Annotated in this window: 20 protein-coding genes and 1 pseudogene; 8 read left to right on the plus strand and 13 right to left on the minus strand. The window is 61.1% G+C overall.

Annotated elements, in window-relative coordinates:
- Positions 1-200 precede the first annotated feature (200 nt).
- Positions 201-1,295, minus strand: a complete 1,095-nt coding sequence (locus BMF89_RS07505; RefSeq protein WP_078106504.1) for an endonuclease NucS domain-containing protein — start codon at positions 1,293-1,295, stop codon at positions 201-203.
- A 530-nt stretch (positions 1,296-1,825) separates the two neighbouring features.
- On the opposite strand from BMF89_RS07505, the gene BMF89_RS07510 reads away from it, so the two are divergent.
- Complete coding sequence (locus tag BMF89_RS07510; protein ID WP_139359587.1) at positions 1,826-2,395, plus strand: hypothetical protein; 570 nt, start codon at positions 1,826-1,828, stop codon at positions 2,393-2,395.
- Complete coding sequence (locus tag BMF89_RS07515) at positions 2,392-3,558, plus strand: XRE family transcriptional regulator (RefSeq protein ID WP_078106460.1); 1,167 nt, start codon at positions 2,392-2,394, stop codon at positions 3,556-3,558. The genes BMF89_RS07510 and BMF89_RS07515 overlap by 4 nt, the downstream gene beginning before the upstream one ends.
- 260 nt (positions 3,559-3,818) lie before the next feature.
- Here the strand turns inward: BMF89_RS07515 and BMF89_RS07520 are convergent, their stop codons facing one another.
- The gene (locus BMF89_RS07520) at positions 3,819-5,273 is read right to left on the minus strand and encodes a TM0106 family RecB-like putative nuclease (RefSeq protein WP_171983429.1); all 1,455 of its coding nucleotides are present in this window, start codon (positions 5,271-5,273) and stop codon (positions 3,819-3,821) included.
- On the opposite strand from BMF89_RS07520, the gene BMF89_RS22755 reads away from it, so the two are divergent.
- The gene (locus tag BMF89_RS22755) at positions 5,232-5,405 is read left to right on the plus strand and encodes a hypothetical protein (RefSeq protein ID WP_366214760.1); all 174 of its coding nucleotides are present in this window, start codon (positions 5,232-5,234) and stop codon (positions 5,403-5,405) included. The two genes, BMF89_RS07520 and BMF89_RS22755, sit on opposite strands and share 42 nt — an antisense overlap.
- Here the strand turns inward: BMF89_RS22755 and BMF89_RS07525 are convergent.
- The 5 genes and pseudogenes from BMF89_RS07525 to BMF89_RS07545 all read right to left on the minus strand — a co-directional run.
- A pseudogene (locus BMF89_RS07525) lies at positions 5,336-5,548 on the minus strand (DUF4258 domain-containing protein); the annotation flags it as partial. The gene BMF89_RS22755 and the pseudogene BMF89_RS07525 overlap by 70 nt on opposite strands.
- 124 nt (positions 5,549-5,672) lie before the next feature.
- Positions 5,673-6,353 (minus strand): hypothetical protein, encoded by a 681-nt coding sequence (locus BMF89_RS07530; RefSeq protein ID WP_139359588.1) that lies wholly within the window; start codon positions 6,351-6,353, stop codon positions 5,673-5,675.
- Positions 6,354-6,567: 214 nt separating this feature from the next.
- Positions 6,568-7,149 carry a recombinase family protein gene (locus BMF89_RS07535; RefSeq protein ID WP_078106466.1) on the minus strand — a complete coding sequence of 194 codons (582 nt, stop codon included), beginning with the start codon at positions 7,147-7,149 and terminating at the stop codon, positions 6,568-6,570.
- 213 nt (positions 7,150-7,362) lie between these two features.
- Entirely contained in the window at positions 7,363-7,917 is a 555-nt protein-coding gene (locus BMF89_RS07540; RefSeq protein ID WP_078106468.1) for a barstar family protein, read from the minus strand.
- A gap of 183 nt (positions 7,918-8,100) precedes the next feature.
- Entirely contained in the window at positions 8,101-8,661 is a 561-nt protein-coding gene (locus BMF89_RS07545) for a hypothetical protein (RefSeq protein WP_139359589.1), read from the minus strand.
- 184 nt (positions 8,662-8,845) lie between these two features.
- Here BMF89_RS07545 and BMF89_RS07550 point away from each other — a divergent pair, with 184 nt between their 5' ends.
- From BMF89_RS07550 to BMF89_RS07570, 5 genes are all read left to right on the plus strand, one after another.
- Positions 8,846-9,427: a recombinase family protein gene (locus BMF89_RS07550; protein ID WP_078106471.1), complete on the plus strand. Its 582-nt coding sequence runs from the start codon at positions 8,846-8,848 to the stop codon at positions 9,425-9,427.
- Between the two features lie 14 nt (positions 9,428-9,441).
- Positions 9,442-10,893: a Mu transposase C-terminal domain-containing protein gene (locus tag BMF89_RS07555; protein WP_078106472.1), complete on the plus strand. Its 1,452-nt coding sequence runs from the start codon at positions 9,442-9,444 to the stop codon at positions 10,891-10,893.
- 18 nt (positions 10,894-10,911) lie between these two features.
- The gene (locus BMF89_RS07560) at positions 10,912-11,808 is read left to right on the plus strand and encodes an AAA family ATPase (protein ID WP_078106474.1); all 897 of its coding nucleotides are present in this window, start codon (positions 10,912-10,914) and stop codon (positions 11,806-11,808) included.
- Positions 11,809-12,079: 271 nt separating this feature from the next.
- Complete coding sequence (locus tag BMF89_RS07565; RefSeq protein WP_078106476.1) at positions 12,080-12,559, plus strand: hypothetical protein; 480 nt, start codon at positions 12,080-12,082, stop codon at positions 12,557-12,559.
- A gap of 45 nt (positions 12,560-12,604) precedes the next feature.
- Positions 12,605-14,086 (plus strand): HAD family hydrolase, encoded by a 1,482-nt coding sequence (locus tag BMF89_RS07570; RefSeq protein WP_078106477.1) that lies wholly within the window; start codon positions 12,605-12,607, stop codon positions 14,084-14,086.
- 89 nt (positions 14,087-14,175) lie between these two features.
- Here the strand turns inward: BMF89_RS07570 and BMF89_RS07575 are convergent, their stop codons facing one another.
- The 6 genes from BMF89_RS07575 to BMF89_RS07600 all read right to left on the minus strand — a co-directional run bounded on the left by BMF89_RS07575 (position 14,176) and on the right by BMF89_RS07600 (position 17,769).
- Positions 14,176-15,198 (minus strand): zeta toxin family protein, encoded by a 1,023-nt coding sequence (locus BMF89_RS07575; RefSeq protein WP_078106479.1) that lies wholly within the window; start codon positions 15,196-15,198, stop codon positions 14,176-14,178.
- A 14-nt stretch (positions 15,199-15,212) separates the two neighbouring features.
- Entirely contained in the window at positions 15,213-15,701 is a 489-nt protein-coding gene (locus BMF89_RS07580; protein ID WP_078106481.1) for a hypothetical protein, read from the minus strand.
- Positions 15,702-15,812: 111 nt separating this feature from the next.
- A complete protein-coding gene (locus BMF89_RS07585) occupies positions 15,813-16,088 on the minus strand; it encodes a hypothetical protein (RefSeq protein WP_078106482.1) in 276 nt (91 codons plus the stop codon).
- Positions 16,085-16,690, minus strand: a complete 606-nt coding sequence (locus BMF89_RS07590) for a DNA-binding protein (protein ID WP_078106484.1) — start codon at positions 16,688-16,690, stop codon at positions 16,085-16,087. Before BMF89_RS07590 ends, BMF89_RS07585 begins: the two co-directional genes overlap by 4 nt.
- Positions 16,691-16,765: 75 nt before the next feature.
- Positions 16,766-17,503, minus strand: a complete 738-nt coding sequence (locus BMF89_RS07595) for a single-stranded DNA-binding protein (protein WP_253190746.1) — start codon at positions 17,501-17,503, stop codon at positions 16,766-16,768.
- Entirely contained in the window at positions 17,503-17,769 is a 267-nt protein-coding gene (locus BMF89_RS07600) for a glutaredoxin family protein (protein WP_078106485.1), read from the minus strand. Before BMF89_RS07600 ends, BMF89_RS07595 begins: the two co-directional genes overlap by 1 nt.
- Positions 17,770-18,101: the final 332 nt, after the last annotated feature.

Below are 18,101 nucleotides of genomic sequence, written 5' to 3' on the forward strand. Positions count from 1 at the left end.
GACGCCGAAATGTTCGGGCGATCCGGTGGCATCAACGATGCGGAGCGGGGTGCTGTGACGGAGTAGGGGCGGCTCCCCCGGCACTCTCACAACGAAGGATTCCAAGAAGAGCGATGCGCACTAAGTGTTGGCATCCACGCTCGGCAAGGTGCTGGCCGGCGAAGCTCCTACTCTTCTCGTGCTATCGCGGCTGGGCCGGATCAGGGCTGATCTGTAAGTTTGAACTCTGTGGTCAGTTCGTCGATGGTGAACTGGTTACGCAGCTTGCAGGCGCTGTTCTGGTTGGCGAACATGCCTTGCCGCCACACCGCGTCATCCAGCTGCACGGTTTCGATCCATTGGACAGGGATGATGTATTCGGCGGCATCGGTTCCCGCTTCTGCCTCCGGATGCCGGTATTGGCCGTGCAGCTGCAGCGACCGGAACGACCGCTCGGACCCATCTATCGTCAGGACCGCGTCATCGGCCGGTTTGGCAGCCCCCCGGACAATGCCCACACCGACGTAGCCGTGCTGTGGGACGTGTACAAAAATGCGGGCATCTTCGGGCAGGCCTTTCAGCGTCCGGGAGTACCAGTCGCCACCTCCCGCAGAGATGAATCCGTATGTGCGCGCATCGTCCCAGGATCGCTCTCCGCCATCGATGCCGAAAGCTACGTACCAGTCCCGCCCGTTCCAAGCGGCCCGGGTCGATTTGGTCCGGGCTGCCCCGGAGACGCTTACGGGGGCGGCCTCATCGATCAGCCACGTGCGGGCCAGATAGTCGTGGCCGTTGTCGCTGAAGTACCGGAACATCATGACGTTGATCGGCACAGCATGGGAATTGTTCAAGTAGGCGACGATTCGTTCGGTGCCGGGGTCCAGGTCGCTGGCGACGATGGTCATGACGTGTCCTGAGTTCAGCTCGTCGGGGACAGGTGCCCCGTCGAACCGCAGGGCGAAGGCCTCGTCTAGGCTGCTGCCGGGGTTGCCCGCGGCGAAAATGTTCCGGACGTCCTCGTTGCCCAGTTCCTGAACCCAGGAGGCATAGTCCAAGGCCTGGGCGACCACATCCCGCGGAGTACGGTCCCGCTTGAGTTCCAGGATGTGCAACACACCTTCTGAGTCGAGGCCCAGGAGGTCGATGTACTTGCCGTATTTTGTGGGAACCTGTCTGCCGAGCAACAACAGTTTGGTTTCTAGGATTTCTGGATCGTCCAGAATCAGCTGCTCGAGCTTAGCCTCCAGCGGCATGGCCGCCGGGCGTATCCGCTGCGGTCGGTCATCCACCCGCCATAGGCCTACTTCTACCGGCATCCTCTGGTCCTCCGTCTTTTCGGGGCGCTGCGCCACCGCACCGGTTCCAACCTACAGGCTCCAGTTACCTAAGCTTGACGAGTCAAACTGTTTCCTGGAGTCGGAATACAGAAGCCGGCTCGACCGCATATGAGGTCGCCTGTGCACCCCCTCAAGTCGCCCGGACCAAGGCAAACGGGACGTCCAAAGGGAGGAGGGGCGGATCCACCCTTTTCCTGCGCTCTTCCCTTCGCTGAAACTGAAGCCCCAAATCCGCATCCTAGCCATAGAATCTATTCTTTTTGACCGATTCGGGTTGGAAACTAAAGTTGTGTGATACCTTGTAGACCTACCCAAACCGCGGAGGCAACATGACGCAACACCCGGCGAGACCTTGGCACGGCGAGTTCTCAGACGAAAGCCTCTCGGCCGTTCGGCACGCTATTCCACTCGGCATTCAGCGGAGCCAGACTCGGAGTGCGAACGCCCACGCGGCGTATGGCGACAAGGACGGCGACAAGTACGTATACGGAGCCGGTATGTCTCGGGGCGTGTACAAGGAGCTCGTGGAATTACTAAGTGAAGTACCAGGCTTTCGCGAGGTCGAAGTAGAGGGGAGTCGCAGAAAGCTGATCGCCATCGACAATGTCCACCTCTACCCGCTACGCATCGGCGCGAAGATGCCTCGAAACCATACGCGGGTGCGCGTCTCATATATGCCCGAACAACGTCAGGAAATGTTCCGGAGGTCGAACACGACCAAGTTCGACGAGCCGGCGCTGTTCGACAATCTCCACTCACCCAGCCCAGACGAGCCTGCGAGCATCAGCGAGGCACTCGCGCACCAACATCTGATTGATGAGGGCAAGGCTCTCGTTGTCGCCTACTACAGTTGCACGCCTGCGGGAGTCGGTTCGATTTACTGGGCACCAGCCAAACTGTCCGGCACTCACCATCTCGAATTTTTGTCGCCGGAGAGTTTGGCGTACGTAGTGGAATCTGCGAGCTCCACAGCACAGTCGGCAACGAGGATAGTCGCTTCAAAAACGTTTGCAGACGGCACGCGTCCACGTACCGCAACCAAACTCCGCACTACCCCGAAAGCTCCGGACACTCGATGATTGACGCCCTAAACTCCGACTTCGACCGGACATCACTGCAAGAGATCGCGAGGGTTTTCGACCCATCGCGGCTGATTCAGGCCCGCCAACTGAGTCGACTGACGAAGACCGATCTCCATCGAGCGGTCGGAGTATCCGCTGCGGCGATCGGACAATATGAGCGCGGAGAGGCGACGCCGCGCGTTGACACCTTGATCTCCCTGGCAAAGGCGCTCAATGTACCCCCGGACTTCTTCGCGCTCGGGCGGCCACGCGCGCGGCTGGACGTCGCCCAAGCGTCATTCCGGAGACTACGAGCGACGTCCGTGGCTCAGCAGCAGCAAGCCGTCTCTTACGCCGAACAGGTATGGGAGCTCAGTAGCCATCTGGAACAGAGCGTGGAGTTCCCAGAGCTGGATCTCCCGCAGTGGGCGATGACAGATGAACACGAAATGGCCGCACGCCCAGATCCCATCACCGCGGCCCGGCAGGTCCGGAATCACTGGGGACTTGGCGTCGAACCGATTAGGTTCCTTGTCTATGAGCTCGAGCAGCACGGCATTCTCACCGTGTTCTTCTCGATGAAGGAGGATGAGGACTCAGACGAAAAGAGCCGCATCGACGCTTTCTCGACGAGTTCACTTCCTCGGCCGATCATCGTGCTTACGCCTGACAAAGCCGACGATGTGATGCGTCACAGGTTCTCGGCCGCGCACGAACTTGGCCACATTGTGTTGCATCGCTGGCGCCCTGGTTCAAATGCCGAGCTCGAACGGGAAGCGGATGCTTTCGCAGCAGAGTTCCTAACGCCGCGGGACGTCATCCGCACCCAGCTGCCAACCCGATTTAGCCTTGGCAAGCTTGAAGAACTCAGCCTTCAATGGGGAGCTTCGATAAAATCGCTCGTCTTCCGTTCAAAGGAGCTCGAACTCATTTCGGAGGCTACTGCGCGCCGTGCGTACGTCACGCTCAACACCCTCACAGCGAACGGAACGATCCGACCACAGCCGGTGGAGAATTTCCCGGGCGAACAACCTGAACTGCTCAAGAACGCTCTGGAGGCACTGGACGAGGCAGGTATTCCGATCTCGCAGATCGCCCGCGAACTGCATGTGACGCCCAAACATGTGCGCCGACTCGCTGGAATTAAGGACACGCGGCCGAAGTTACGCCTGGTCCGGTAGGGACGTTCATCGGGCGGTAAAAAAGAGTTCCGATAGCCGGTCGATGAACGACCGGAGGCTCAGCAACCACGAGGGCGAGAGTTCCAGTACTCAGCTAAAACACTGTATGCCCGGGCCGACAACCGCCCTATGCCGGAGGCTCATACGGTCGCAATAGCGAGTTATAGCAGCGGTGACACGCCACGAATGCCGTTCCGCAGCTATCCTTCTTACCGGGAATCATCAGTTTGGATATCGGCCTGGATGGCCGGTTGTGTTGACTATGTCACTCCGCGGGCCAGGGCTTTCAGCTCCCGCGATACGGTAAGGGTGGCGTCCAGATCCTCGCGGTTGTAGTCCAGCAACCGCTGTTTCGTGTCAGGTTCCGGATCACTCGTTCGGTCAGTCGATCGGCGATACAGCAGCTGGGCTTGCATCCCGTTGGCGACGTCGGAGGTATGGGGGACGGCGAAGTAATCGGCTAGTCCTTTCAATCCCAGAGAGGGTACCGGCAGCCGGACACTCCGCTGGGCCCACACGAACAGATCGCAGTGTTCGCGGCTGGCGAGCGGGTCATCCACCCCGAGCCTCATGGCAGCCTTGCGCGTCGTCGGAAGGTCGGCGTTGCAACCTGACCATGTCACGACCGGCAGCTGAGGATGCGCGTCGAGAAGGTGACCGAGGTTTGCGAGAAGTTTGCGTTCTTCCGCGTCTGTGTCGTCAGCCCAGAACTGGTGGATCTGGGTCAGGCCGGCGCCCGTCTCCACCGCGGCACCGGCCAGCCAGACCCGCTCACCGAACGGCGGTGTCAGGTATTCAAGGTCGACCACGATGAACGCATCGCCGACGGGCGGCGGATCACCAAAAGCCTGAGCCTTGCCGTCGCGGTACGCGCGAGCGTGGTGTTGCCAGCGTTCAATCATCGAAGCAGCGCAACGCGGTGCCCCTCGTTGGCGGAGCTCTACGGCCAGATCGGCAGGATTCCACGAAAGCAAAGTGAGGTAGTCGTGCACCCCGACTGCAGACAGTAAGCGTTCGTAATTGGGGCCAACACCGAAAAGGAGGCTCACGTGTCGGCGGGCGATCGTGCTCTGGAGGACCTCGTCACGGCGCACCCTCGAGCACACATGGCAGCCGCACAGACGGGGCTGTACCGGAGAGACTCGCGCTTGGCGAACCTCGGTGAGGAGACCGCACACTTGGGCGAGCCGATGCGAGGAGATCGCGACCTCAACCGGGTGGGGCTCACCGTCGCGGCGCAGCACCACAATGCCCCTCGGGTCGTCGATTCCTTGCGTGCGTCGCGGTGAAAGTAGCAGCCAGTAGAAGGCCAGTTCGAGCTCGTCGTAGGGCTGGACGTCCTTGTGCGACTTGTACTCGATAGGCCAGAACGCTCCGCCTTGCGGATCGATACCGTCAGGCATTCCGTAGATCCTGAGATCGTCGTTGAACAGGACTGGTGGATGCAGCACGGTCACGCCCGACGCGAACAGCTCGTCGAGTTGCTCGGCGGTGGCCAGCTCGATGCCCGGGGCCGTTGCGTCGACTTGATCGTGGAACGCTTGGCCTTCGGCTAGAAGTTCAAGCACGAACTCGTCGAACAGATCGGCCCTGTCGATCTCGCCCCGGTAGAGAAGCGAGTATGTGTACGGGCAGCGGACATAGGTCATCAGCTCGGTCTTGGTCACCCAGTCCTGAACGATGCTCGACAGCGCTGTGACAGTCGGGGTGCTCATGCGACACTCGCCGCAAGCTGGTCGAGCCATTCGGCTTGGCTGCAGAACACGGCTGTGATGACGGCACCTGTGGACCGGTCCACGACGACTCCGATCCGACCGCGTCGGCGCACCTGGCGGTTGGGTCCGTAGTCGTTCTGGTCGTAGGTCACGTCCGGGTTGTTTAGGGCACGGAACAACTCTACGTCGGGGATTCCCCGCTCAGCGGCTCGCCTTTTGGCATGGTGGGTCAGGTGCCAGCTCGGGGCAGGTGTTTGTGCTTGCTCGGACATCATTGACTCTCTCTGTGAGTGGGTGAGAGCCAGGTCCGTATCGTACGCTTGGAGTTGGAAGGACCGTGCGTAGGTACGGCACCTGGCGCGAAGGGCCCGTTACAGCGGGCCCTTCGTTGCATTCTGGTCAGGTGGAGGCGCCATCCTGGGAGTCCGGATCAACCTCAGGTTGGGCTTCGACCGAGGTGGGCGCGGTGGTGCTGTCTCGGACCATTATGTTGCGCTCCATGTCATCCAGGAGCTCGATGCGTCGGCGGAGGACGGCTTCGTCCTCCTCGATCAAGGGCTTCAGCTCATGCCACGTGCGCTGCGCTGCGTCCACGAATCCTGCTAGGTAGTCGTCGGCGTCAATCGCCAGGTCCTCCCCAGGGGCGAAGAAACCCGGAGAGCCGTGTTTCTGAAGCCATGGACCCAGAGTCTCGAAGTCCGTATCCTCGCCGAGGTGCAGGAAGCTCTGACTGCCACCAGAGGCATCGTCGGACCATCCCACCATGTACATGGGATCGTCGCCCTCGTCTCCCTCGAGCTGCTCGAGAACTAGCCGATCGATGTCCTGGAGCTCCTTGGCGGTCGCAGCTTCCTTCGCCCACCGGGCGCCGTCGGCGGCGCCGACCTCCCTGCGGCCTTGCGGGGTCGTGCGACGGAGCCGTAACGCCGCCCGCACCGCCTCGCGCTTCGTTCCGATCCCCTTCTCCAATGATTCAACCGCGTCGCGAAGCGCTTGCTGGCAGATAGCAGATGCCTCCAACTCTGCGCGCTTCACCGACGCGGCCAAGTCGTCCTGCAAGTAGATGTTCAACCGAGCCATCATTCCTCCTTCGTTTTATACACACTATGCGCATACTGCGCATTAGGCAAGGATTGAGCAAGACCTTTTGAAGTGCAGCCCAAAATGAGCCAGGAAAGTCGGGGGCTTCGTCAATTCTGAAACGAGGTGACGGGTTGGGATCCAAGCGATTGATCGCTCTTTGGTGACGTTCTGCAATCGCGTCGTGTCACGTCCGGGACCACGAGACGAACAGCTAACCGTTAAGTGCTCGCGACCTTCTGTAGAACGTTGCGCGTGACATACCCAGATCGCGGGCAACCTGCGCAGCGGGCTCGCCGCCTTCGACTAGGCGGAGAGCGTTTCGAATCTGGCTATCGGTGATCCGACACGGTCGGCCGCCCAGGTCCATTCCAGCCTCCCGGCGCTTGCTGATGGAATCAGTGACGCGTTCGCGTTTGATCTCGTGCTCCATTTGCGCGAGAGCGGCCATTATCGTGAACAGCATCGACCCCATGGGCGTCGCGGTGTCAACGTCGCCACCGCCGAGGTTCAGAACGCGTAGGCCCGCGCCCCGACCGCGGAGTTCGTCGGCGAGGGCGAGCATGTTCTGGGTGGATCGCCCAAGTCGATCCAGCGTCGTGATCACGAGGGTGTCGCCATCGATTAGCGCGTCGAGCGCCCGATCGAACTGGGGTCGTGAAGCTCGCGCTCCGGACACACCGTGGTCCACGTAAAGGTCATCGGGTCGGACTCCGGCGGCCTGAAGATCCGACTGCTGCCGGTCGGTGGACTGCTGCCGCGTCGAAACGCGCGCATAGCCAATCAACTTCGTCATGGGCTGCTCCGATGTGTCTCGTAACTAATGGTGAATACGGCGATTCAACCAGAAGGTTTCGAGACATACTTACGAGAATCGCCGGGCCCGGAAAAACTCGCACGATTCCACAAAGATCAGGGGTGTGACTCGCAACGATAAATGGCGGTCTTTTCGCAGCGCTATTTGTCACTCTGCAGCCCGTTGGGAGGATCCATCACCGGGGGTGCTCGACTAATCGCCAGTGTCCGCTTGTGGCGCGAGCCGCCTCGAATCAAGCCACTCCGCGTCATTCCAGAGCACAGGCGTAGCGCCGACTGGATCAAAACTGATCCGGGAATCATTGCTCTGCACAAGGCAGATCATCCTGTGCCCGAACAGAGCGGCTTCGCGGGAGCGCTGGGCGATGATATCCAGAAGGGTCTGCGCCGTCCCGGGACAAGCCAATGCGAAGGCGTCGTATCCGAGGAACGCCAACACGAACCCTGTGGCGTCGGCGTCCCAACCGTAGTCATGCGAGATGACATCCCGAAGGCAGTCATTCAGGGCGTCCAGGTTACGGCCATAATAGCTCGGGAAATCAAGCGCCTCGGAGATCGCCGCGTGCACATCCGCCTCACTCGACCACGATGATGCGTCCAAAATAGTGACTTGGTAGCCTTGTTCGGCCAGCCATGTGGTTGTCTCATCGAGCACCGGTCGCCGATGAAACAACGAGACCGCCGTATTGATCAATAGGCGGAAGTCTAGATCGTGCTCAACATCTGCCTCGGAGCCGAAAGCATTCATGCAGCGATCTTACGGGCCTTCACCTGACGGCCAGCCTCGACAAATTGGAGACAACGCCCCCGGCGAGTCGAACGACACGCGATCGGCACCGACCGGCTCATGGCACAGTCAGGTCCGCCAATTAGCCAGTCGATCACCGTGCTGCGGAAGCCCGCCCACTGGTTTAGCTGGCTGAGCCCACGCTCACGGCCAGGCCTCAATCGCGGCTCGCGTTGACCGCTCCACTCCTCGTCCCATAGAGCTGGAATGGAGCACGATTGCCAGGAGCTCGGCAGCCAGTTCGAACGCCAAGGGTGATGACTCGACCGGATCAAAAGCCGCGCGATCTACAACGATGCGGCCGGCCGGCAGCGGGCGACGAATGAATCCGTCGACGACCGGCTGCGCAAACTCGTCGGGCAGTCCCGGAATCAGCGGAGTCCACAAGCGGCTCCTGCACGAAGGAGTTCCGGTGCTGTCCTCTCCCGAGGTCTGCACCTCGATGAGAAGATCAGCCTCGCATTCGCTGGGCGTGAAGGCACCTCCCAGGAGTGCTCGCGGCATCAACCCACCGGCGTGTCGGACGATCTCCACAACGGCACGGACCGGCCGAAGGGCGTCCCGCGACGACTTCGTATGAACCGACTCAAGGATGGTCCGGCCCGGGGCAAACGACGCGGTCAGCTCGTCGTCGACCACTGACGCCCGCCGGGCTCCCAAGGAGATGACCATTTGATCCGGTTCGCCGCTCGCGCTAATGCCCATAACCAGATCGTCTCAGACGGCGACTGCCACATGGCCCGCGACATCCTGGCATGGCAACGGCAGTTCACAAACGACCGTTGACGAGACAGTCGGCCACTGTCACCGAAAAATCGGCGTTTTGTGTCTCATGACCCATGTCCGTGATCTATGTCAACGAAGCCACGTTCGCGATACACTCGCGAACATGGCTTTGGTTGGTTATGCACGGGTGTCGACACGGGAACAGCATCCGGAGGGGCAGACGGACGCCTTGAGCGCGGCCGGATGCGGGAAGGTATTCGTCGAGCATGCTTCCGGGGTCCTCGCGCGCCGCCCGGTGTTCGATGAGACACTGCGATATTTGCGCGACGGCGACACGCTCGTGGTAACGAAGCTGGACCGGCTGGGCCGGTCGGTGCGGAACCTGAAGCAGATCGCCGACGATCTCCAGGAACGCGGCGTCGGACTGCGTGCACTCTCACAGGGGATCGACACGACGACTCCGGGTGGACGGCTGTTCTTCCACATGCTCGCCGCGATTGCCGAGTTCGAGCACGACCTCATCGTCGAGCGCACCCAGGACGGTCTGGCTGCTGCACGGGCGAGGGGCCGGAAGGGCGGTCCGAAGTTTAAGATGACGGCGACGAAGATCGCCCAAGCCCGGGCGATGTATGACGCCGGCGGGCACACGGTGCAGGAGATTGCCGACACGTTCGGCGTTTCCCGGCCGACCATTTACCGGCATCTCCAGGCGATGCCGGCTCCCACGGCGGCTGCGGCCCGGTAGCCAAGGATCGTACGGTGGTCCGGGCGAGGTATTCGGCTGAAGACCGGGCAGTCCTGCTCCGCCGGCACCTGGACGAGGGCATTCCGCTTGCCGCACTGTCATCGGAGGCAGGCATTCCCGTCCGGACACTTCACCGATGGATGAGCCAGTACCGGGCGGATCAGACGATCGCGAGCCTGGAACGCAGGCAGCGATCTGATCAAGGGATCCGGTCCCTTCCGGCCGATCTGGCAGACGCGATTGAGGGCCTGGCGCTTCGCCGCCCGCCCCCGACTCTCGCTTTCATCCATCGCCGGATTTCGGCAGTAGCCGAGGACCGCGGCCTGCGGCCGCCGAGCTATTCAACGGTACGAGCCATCGTCAGCCGCATAGACCCGGGAATGCGCACGATGGCACATGAAGGCGACTCAGCCTACCGCGACCGCTTTGAAGTTGTCTTCCGGCGCACGGCCTCCCGCCCGAATGAGCAATGGCAATGCGACCACACGCAACTCGACATCGCTGTGATCGATTCCTCAGGAAAACAGGTCCGCCCTTGGCTCACAGTTGTCCTGGATGACTATTCCAGGGCGGCCGCCGGATACACAGTCTTCCTCGGAGCTCCGACGTCATTCCAAACCGGACTCGCACTGCATCAGGCCATGCGGCGAAAGACAGTTCCCGGATGGCCCGTGATGGGATTGCCCGACGTGCTCTACAGCGACCACGGGTCTGACTTCACCAGCATCCACCTGGAACGGGTCTGTCTCGACACCCATGTCCGGCTGATTCACTCGCAGCCGGGAGTCCCGCAGGGACGCGGAAAAATCGAACGCTTCTACCGGACGGTGACCGAGGGCCTTCTCCCGCACCTTCCCGGTTTCATCCCACACGGCCGGAACGGGGAACCAATCACCGCGCCGGCCCTATCCCTGGAACAGCTCGATCACGCACTCGAGCAATTCATCGTCAAGGAGTACAACAGGCAAAAGCACTCCGAAACCCAGCAGGCACCCATCGAGCGCTGGGCAGCAGGCGGCTGGGTACCCAGAATGCCGGCCAGCGACGAAGATCTCGACTTATTGCTACTCACTGTCGCCACCGAGCGCAAGGTCCATCGCGATGGCATTCACTTCCAAGGCATCCGCTATTTGTCCCTCACGCTCTCCGCCTATGTCGGGGAAGCCGTCACGCTCCGGTATAACCCTCGGGACATGGCAGAGATCCGGGTCTACCTCCAGGACGCATTTCTGTGTTCAGCCATCGCTCCGGAACTCTCGTCCGGAGCCATTTCACTCAAACAGCTCCAGGCTGCCAGGTCCCTGCGACGCAAGGACCTCAAGAAGCAGCTCAAGGGCAAGCTCAGCCTCGCAGACGCCCTGCCTTTTGACGACCGGTACGCGCCGCCTGTCCCGCCGGAACCATCGCGGCCAGAGGCTCCCGCCACCGGGCCAGGGACCAGGTTGCGCATTTACGCAGAAGACTGACCAAGGAGGAAAAGCAAAATGGTGTTAAACGTGCTTAAAGACGGCGAGGACGGCAGGCGATTCCTGACCGGAAGGCACGGCGAAGTATCAGTCAGCGCCCCTCCCGTTCCTGCCGATACCCCCACCTTTCTGGTCACTAAAGAGCACAGACGATTCGAAGAGTTCGCCAACACGGTGCGCAAGAACCGGCACATCGGTGTTTGCTACGGGCCTCCCGGCGTGGGAAAAACCCTCTCCGCGCGAACCTATGCCGGTGCCAGCGAATGGGAACAATGGCAGCGCTTTGATGATGCGGACCTCGGGCCCATTCCACCGCGTGTGCTCGAAGCACGCACCGCGATGTGGACACCCACGGTAACCGTGAGCCCCCGACAGATCGACCAGATCCTGCCCTCCATCTGCCAAAGCATCTCCTGGGCCGTCGAATACGATCAGGAAGGCAACATCAACCCTTTCGCCCACCGCGACTCACGAATGTCCGGACTCACCGAACTGCTGATCATCGACGAAGCCGACCGCCTCAAACCGCCAGCCCTGGAACAGGTCAGGGACTACTACGACAAGCACACCATGGGCGTCATCCTCATCGGCATGCCCGGCATCGAGAAACGACTGGCCCGCTATCCCCAGCTCTACAGCAGGATCGGCTTCGCCCACGAATACCGGCGCCTCAGCCCTGAAGAACTCGCATTCGTCCTCAAACACCGCTGGGCAGACCTCGGCCTAACCATTGAACCGGGCGATTTCACCGATGCCGAAGCCATCGCGGCAATCTCACGCATCACCAATGGAAACTTCCGCCTGGTCCAGCGCCTGTTCTCCCAGATAAGCCGCATCCGCGAAATCAACCAAATCACAGCCGTCACCAAAGAAGTCGTCGAAGCAGCCAGAGAAGCACTCCTGATCGGCACCTAATATCAGACTGCCAAATACCGCTGCGATTTCCCTGCCACATAGCCTGCAACTTCACAGATCAGGGGAATACAATCTCCGCGGACGTTCAGCTGGTGAGACGTCTCGTATCCCTAGGGTTCTGAGACGGCGAGGGGCTGAAGTTGGGACACCTTCCAGGTCATCTAATCAGGTAGGGCGCGCAAGCCAGGTTACAACCCCTCTTGACTTTGGAATCATCGGAAGTCAAACTCAGAACATCAACCCCGGTTGCAACCTACCTTGGAGAGTGCCCATGATTATTCCGATTACCGTCCACGTCCCGGACCATCGCGTCGAGGACTTTTACATCCGCTTCGGAGAATTCATCGCCGACGTCCCTAACCCCGATGCGCCCACACAGCTGCCGTCAGGGACCGTCCCCTCCTGGGTTGTGATCGACGAAGCTCCAGCAATCGCCGCGACTCTTTGGGATGAGGTCTCGGGGCCGGGACAGTCAGTTCTCCGATACATGGCACGAACGACCGGCGACGAGACCACGCACTTCCTTCCAGAAGAAATCGCCAACGGAATCGGCCACCCGAAAGGCAAGGCAGGGGTGGCTGGCCTGCTCGGTGGCGTGGGGAAGGCGATCCGTCGCGCAGGCCTTCCCGTGTACACCACCCCTAAGGGTAATTCTTGGCACTACATCTGGGCTTGGGACGGTGAGCGCTACTCCATGACCCCGGAGGTCGCTCGGCTGTTGCGAAGGCCGCACCCAACTGACAGCAACTAACAGACAGATGTGAAGGGTGTCAGTCGGTCCCCGTATGTTGGGTACATGACTACAAGCGCACCCCCACAGATCGGATTATTGGTCGTAGACCTCGATGACACGCTCTGGACGTGGTTCGACGCTTGGCATAAATCTTTCACTGCCCTGCTGGCTGAACTGGAGAAAGTGACGGGGCTAGCTTGTGAGGAACTGATCCCAGCCATCAAGTTGGTTCATGAACAGAAGGGCACCGCTGAGTACTCCTGGCTTCTTGACGAACTGCCGATGCTGGAGCCCTTTAGAGGAAGTCAGAAAGCAAGCGAGGTCTTTGACTCCGTGCTGCACGCGCAGAATTCGGCGCGTAAGCACAATACCCATCTCTATCCAGGCGTGCTGTCGACATTGCGGCACATAAAGGCCTCCGGTGTCACAATAGTGGCCTATACCGAGTCTCTGAGTTTTTGGACGGAGTGGCGGATACGAACGACGGGCCTTGATGGGCTGATCGATGTCTTGTACTCATCCCCGGATCATGACTTTCCCGAGGGCGAAAGTCAGGAGACGGTCCGCACTCTTCCCAGGGAGGAGTACGGACTAAAACAAACGATCCACCGCAATGTGGCCCGTGGCATTTCGAAGCCTAACCCCCAGATTCTTCAAGAGATAGTGACGGCGCATGCAGTGGCTGGACGAGGCGTCGTCTATGTGGGAGACAGTCTTGACCGAGACGTGGAGATGGCGCAGAAAGTAGGCGTTATTGATGTCCACGCCAAGTATGGCGAAACGTACCAGAAGCCTGGGTATGACCTTTTGCGGGCCGTCACTCATTGGAAGCCTTCAGCTGTTGAGAAAGAGAGTTCTGGCGACCCGAAGGTCAAGGCTGTGGCTTCCTACGTCCTTGACGAGGGCTTTTACCAGCTGCTCACCTTCTTCGAGTTCTCAAAGCCGCTGAACATTGATGCTCACTTGCAGCTGTGGAAGGAATCACTCGGAGTGCAGATGCACTTCAACGACATTGGCTGGAGGATCAGGGCTCTCGCACTCACGGTTCTGACTTTCACTTTGGGCGCCATCGGATTTGTCTACATCAACCTGGCTCCGACCCGCGTATTTGGGTGGGAGGTGAGTCCCGCTGCTTTCTTGCCCTTGCTGGGTGCGGGTTTATGGTGTGCTTTTTGGTTTGCGGACAGAGGATGGTTTCATAAACTCCTGATTGGCGCTGTCAAGGAGGGGACCGATCAGGAGCGCATCCTGACAGCTCATGGAGTGCCAACTAAGCTCGGTACCTACATATCGGATGCAAGCCCCATTCGCTTCAAGAAATGGAAGCGCAAAGGCAATCTTGTCGAATGGCACTCATCCTTGAAGCTCAACTTGTTCTATGGGCTGGGACTAGTGCTTCTAGGAGCGACCATGCTCGCGATTCTCTTCTACGGGCCAGCGTCACTTCCAGCTAAGCCAGAGCAACCGCGACCTGTGGTCAACAACAACATCACCGTTGTCCCGCCAGCGCCGGCTCCAAGCAATGCACCGTCCGTACCTCGCTGAACCAGCTCCAACCGGCACCCTCCCGCATGATGTAAGCCGGAAGGAGTAGTAGTTAGGATGGCCCCGCCTCTGGCGGATTCCGGGGTGTCTTACCGCCCGAAGTCCTTGCCGGCCTGTGGCAGGCCTCTGTGCTGCGGCGTATGCGTCGTTGAGGCGACGCGGACGGCCGCCAGGGTCTCTCCGTCCACGAGCGGCCCGTCAGGCCTGGTGCGCCCCTTCGTGGTCTCAAGCTTTGGGCTGGCATCTTTGTCGACTACGCGGTACACGAGGTATTCGCTGACGCATCCGTAATCGGTGGCCACGGTGGCGGCGTTGGCCGCGCAGATGGACTCCTTGGCGTCGGCAGTGGTGAAGAGCGAGGCCGGGAAGGACTGCGGCACCCAACGGCCTCCCAGTTCGGCGTCACGGCCGGTGGCGCTGCCGTTCTCGGCCTCAAGGTAGCCGCGTTTCCAACGCCCCAGCGTGCGTGCCTCGCTGACTGCCCGGGTGGTCTCGACGTCGGCCACTTTTACGTCGTAGCCGGCGGCCTGCAAAGCGTCCAGCTGCGCACGGGCGTTCTTCTCACCTGACAGCGTGCCGTCAATGACGATGTTGTCCCCCCGGTCAAGGGCGTCCCGGATCGCTTTCTTGGCCAGGATGGAGGATTCATTATGGACCAGGGCCGCCAACTCGCGCGGGTAGAACTTCTCCCCCGCGGCTTCCAACTGCCGCACCTCATCCGGAACCAGGTAGCTGTCATAGCTGCCGTCGGCAAGGGCCTTCACCAGCAGCTCGTCTTTGAAGTCATCGGGGTTGATGGACAACCAGTGCTCCGGGCCGGTCCGGGTCTGGGCGATGAGCGCATCCTGGGCGGTGGACTTCCCCGCCCCCGGGGGGCCGGCAAGGACGATGGCCTTGCGGTTCCGCAGCACGTCCGGATGCGCTGCGACGAAGGCGGCGAGGATCTCGTTGTGCAGGGCGCGTCGTTCCTGGCGCGGTTGCTGCCGTTTGACGTTGAACCATTCCGGATTCTGGGTTGTCGCGTACCGGGATTGGGCGGTCAGCGGTCCGCCGTCAGCGCACAGGCGTTCCAGATGGGCACGGTGCGTTGCGGCCTGATCGTCAGTAGTCACGCTCTACAGAGTAGTCACGGCACGTCCGGAGCGTCCTCGGACGCGTCCAGGATGATGTCGTAGGCGTCCCCGTCGATCAGACCCTTGTCGAAAGCCTCCCCCACTTCTTCGAAAGTTCCGGGAGGGTTGGGGGGAAGGATCGCCTTCCACTCCATGGCCAGCTGTTCCGTGTTGTCCGGGGCTTTCACATAGGGCCACGCGGACAGCTGGCGGATCATCTCGTTGCGGTCAATGTCCCCGGCTGCGTAACGCTCCGCGATTTCGTAGGGGCTGGCTCCGCTGAACCCTTCCGGGATCGCCTTCACGCCCCTGGATTCAGCCTTCGTCAGCGCCTGGCTGATGGCGGACTGGGTGATGTGCAGGGCACGGGCTATGTCGCGCTGCCCCAATCCCTGCTGCACCGCTTCCCGCAAGGCCCGCAAATAGTCCAGACGGCCCAGGTCCTCACGGGCCAACGCGCGGCGTGCCAGATCAATGGCGTGGTCGGAACTGGTAATCGTCATCTCCGAACCTCCTATATTAGTAAGCTTATCAGTTGGCGAGGAGCCCCTCTTAGCCCTACTTCTCGTCCAGGCCGACGCGACCTTGGTGGCCGCGGGCCGGCTACGGCAAGTTCACGCACGACGCGCGTTCTGCCGGTGGCGGGCTTCTTCTTCTTCTTTGGAGCGGCGCCCGGTAGGGAGCTGCCCTGCGGGTACCCCGGGCCACGGCTTGCCCTCGTTGTATTTGCGCTGGAGCCGGCGGACTTCCTTCAGCGTGCCGGCTTCGATGAGGTCCGATATCGCACCGTATCCCTCGAGGTGCCCCACGGCACCATATGCGGCCCTCACCTGCTCTGCGTCCGCCTTTGTGAAGTACGGGGAAAAGCTCTCGGGTTTGGCCTTGCTCATTCGCCCGCGCCTTTTGTCTCCGGAGAAACACGCTGCAGCAGGGCGTTGTGGACCTGTTCAAGGGTGGTGGCGCGGACCTCGGCCGTGGCCAGTCTGCGTGCCGCATCTGCGGCTTCCTTGGCGGCGGCCCGCTCGGCTTCCCGGGAATCCTCAAGCTGTTTGCCGATCACGGCAAGCTGGCGCTCCAATGCGCCCCGCTGGGCCTCAAGCCGGGTGATTTCCTCGGCGTGGGCAGTCGCGGCGGCGTCTTTGTCGGCGGCTGCCTTGTCCAGGTCGGCGACGAGTTCGGCGATCTCTTGGTCTTTGTCTTTGCGTTCCTGTGCCCAGGCGGCTTCTACGGCCGTATGCCGTTCTGCGGCCAGGGCGGATGCTTCGGCCCAGCAGACTCCGGCGAGGCGGGCTGCCTGTTCCAGCAGGGTTGCGGGGGTGGCGGCGACCTGTCCGCCGGCGGCCTGTTTTTCCTCGGTCCATTCCTTCAGGTACCGGGTGGCGTCGGCGTTGCTCACGCCGGCGGCCGCGCGGACGGTCGACACGGTGGGCCGGCGCTCGGCACTGATCTGTTCGGCCGCGGCGTAGACGCGGTCCTTCACGCTGGACGTCATCAAAAGCACCTCTTCAATTCTAACAAGTAGTAGGAGTAGTAACGATACTACTCCTACTACTACGGATTTTGAAGTTTAGAACGGTGGTTCGGCGTCGGGTCCGCTGCCCCGGAACCCGTCGCCGCTGGTGGTTTGCGGGTCAGCCCACGGGTCATCCTGCGGGACGGACCGGGTCGCGCCCTGGTTGCCGGGTCCACCGGCGCCCTGCCCGGCTGGATTGCCGCTGCGCTGGGTGCGGGTGACTTTCGCCTTTGAGTACCTGAGCGATGCTCCGACCTCTTCTACTTCGAGCTCAATAACGGTGCGCTTCACGCCTTCCTTCGTCTCGTACGAACGGCTCTTCAGCCTTCCGGAGACGATGACACGCATGCCCTTGGTGAGGGATTCCGCGACGTTCTCAGCCGCTTCACGCCAGACCGAGGCGCGGAGGAACAGGGTCTCCCCGTCCTTCCATTCATTGGACTGCCGGTCGAAGGTGCGCGGCGTTGACGCGACGGTGAAGTTCGCGACAGCGGATCCGCTGGGAGAGTATTTCAGTTCCGGGTCCGCTGTTAGATTTCCAATCACTGTGATGGTTGTTTCGCCGGCCACGATGTGGACCTTCCTTAGGGTGTGGGTGAGTGTCGCGTCTTCGGCTTCAGGGGTGTCCTGGACGGTGTCGTACCAGGGGGCCGCGGGGTCCGGCTCCACCAGGTAGGGGTCGATGATGGGGACGTTGATTATGCTCGAAGGGTTGGCTTCGAGTCCGAACCAGTGCTCGTCCGGGTCATACCGGCGGGGCGTGAGGGCGAACCGGTCCTGCGGGGTGTTCATTAGGCCGCCTTGTGGTGCATGGCAGCCTGGACCAGCTTGTCGCGGCGCAGGCCTGCCCAGTGGTCTTCGTCATCGGCGTTGTTCACGACGACGGGCGCCTGGGAGTAGCCGAGTTCCTGGGTGATGTATTCCAGCGCTGCGGGTACTTCGGTGATGTCCACGGCCTGGTAGGTGATGCCCTTGGACTCGAAGTAGGCTTTCGTCTTGTCGCAGTTCGGGCAGGCCGGCTTGGTGTAGATGGTGTACTCGGCTGGGGTTGAAGTCATTTTCAGTCCTGCGTTTCGTATGGATTCTGGTTGCGTTCGTCTGGGTGACTTTCTATCTCAATTTTATCAATTTTCATATGAAAAACAAGGCGTTTTTCCCTTATTTTAAGCGGATTTTGATTAACATTTTGTGAGGCTTTCGAGGTTGGTGGCCGCGGTTTCGGGACCCGTGAACAGGTGTCCTGGACTCTGGGGTGAATGCGCGAAGTAGCCCGCTGGGAATCCCCCTGCGCTTGAAGATCCGTGCCGTAATTCAGAGCGAGCCTCCCGTGTGTGTCGGCCCCTGCCGTCTGGGCGCGTGTTGTCCCGGCTGAGGGCACGCATGCATCCGT

The organism is Arthrobacter sp. SRS-W-1-2016 (genome assembly GCF_002009585.1).
Taxonomy (GTDB): domain Bacteria; phylum Actinomycetota; class Actinomycetes; order Actinomycetales; family Micrococcaceae; genus Arthrobacter; species Arthrobacter bambusae_A.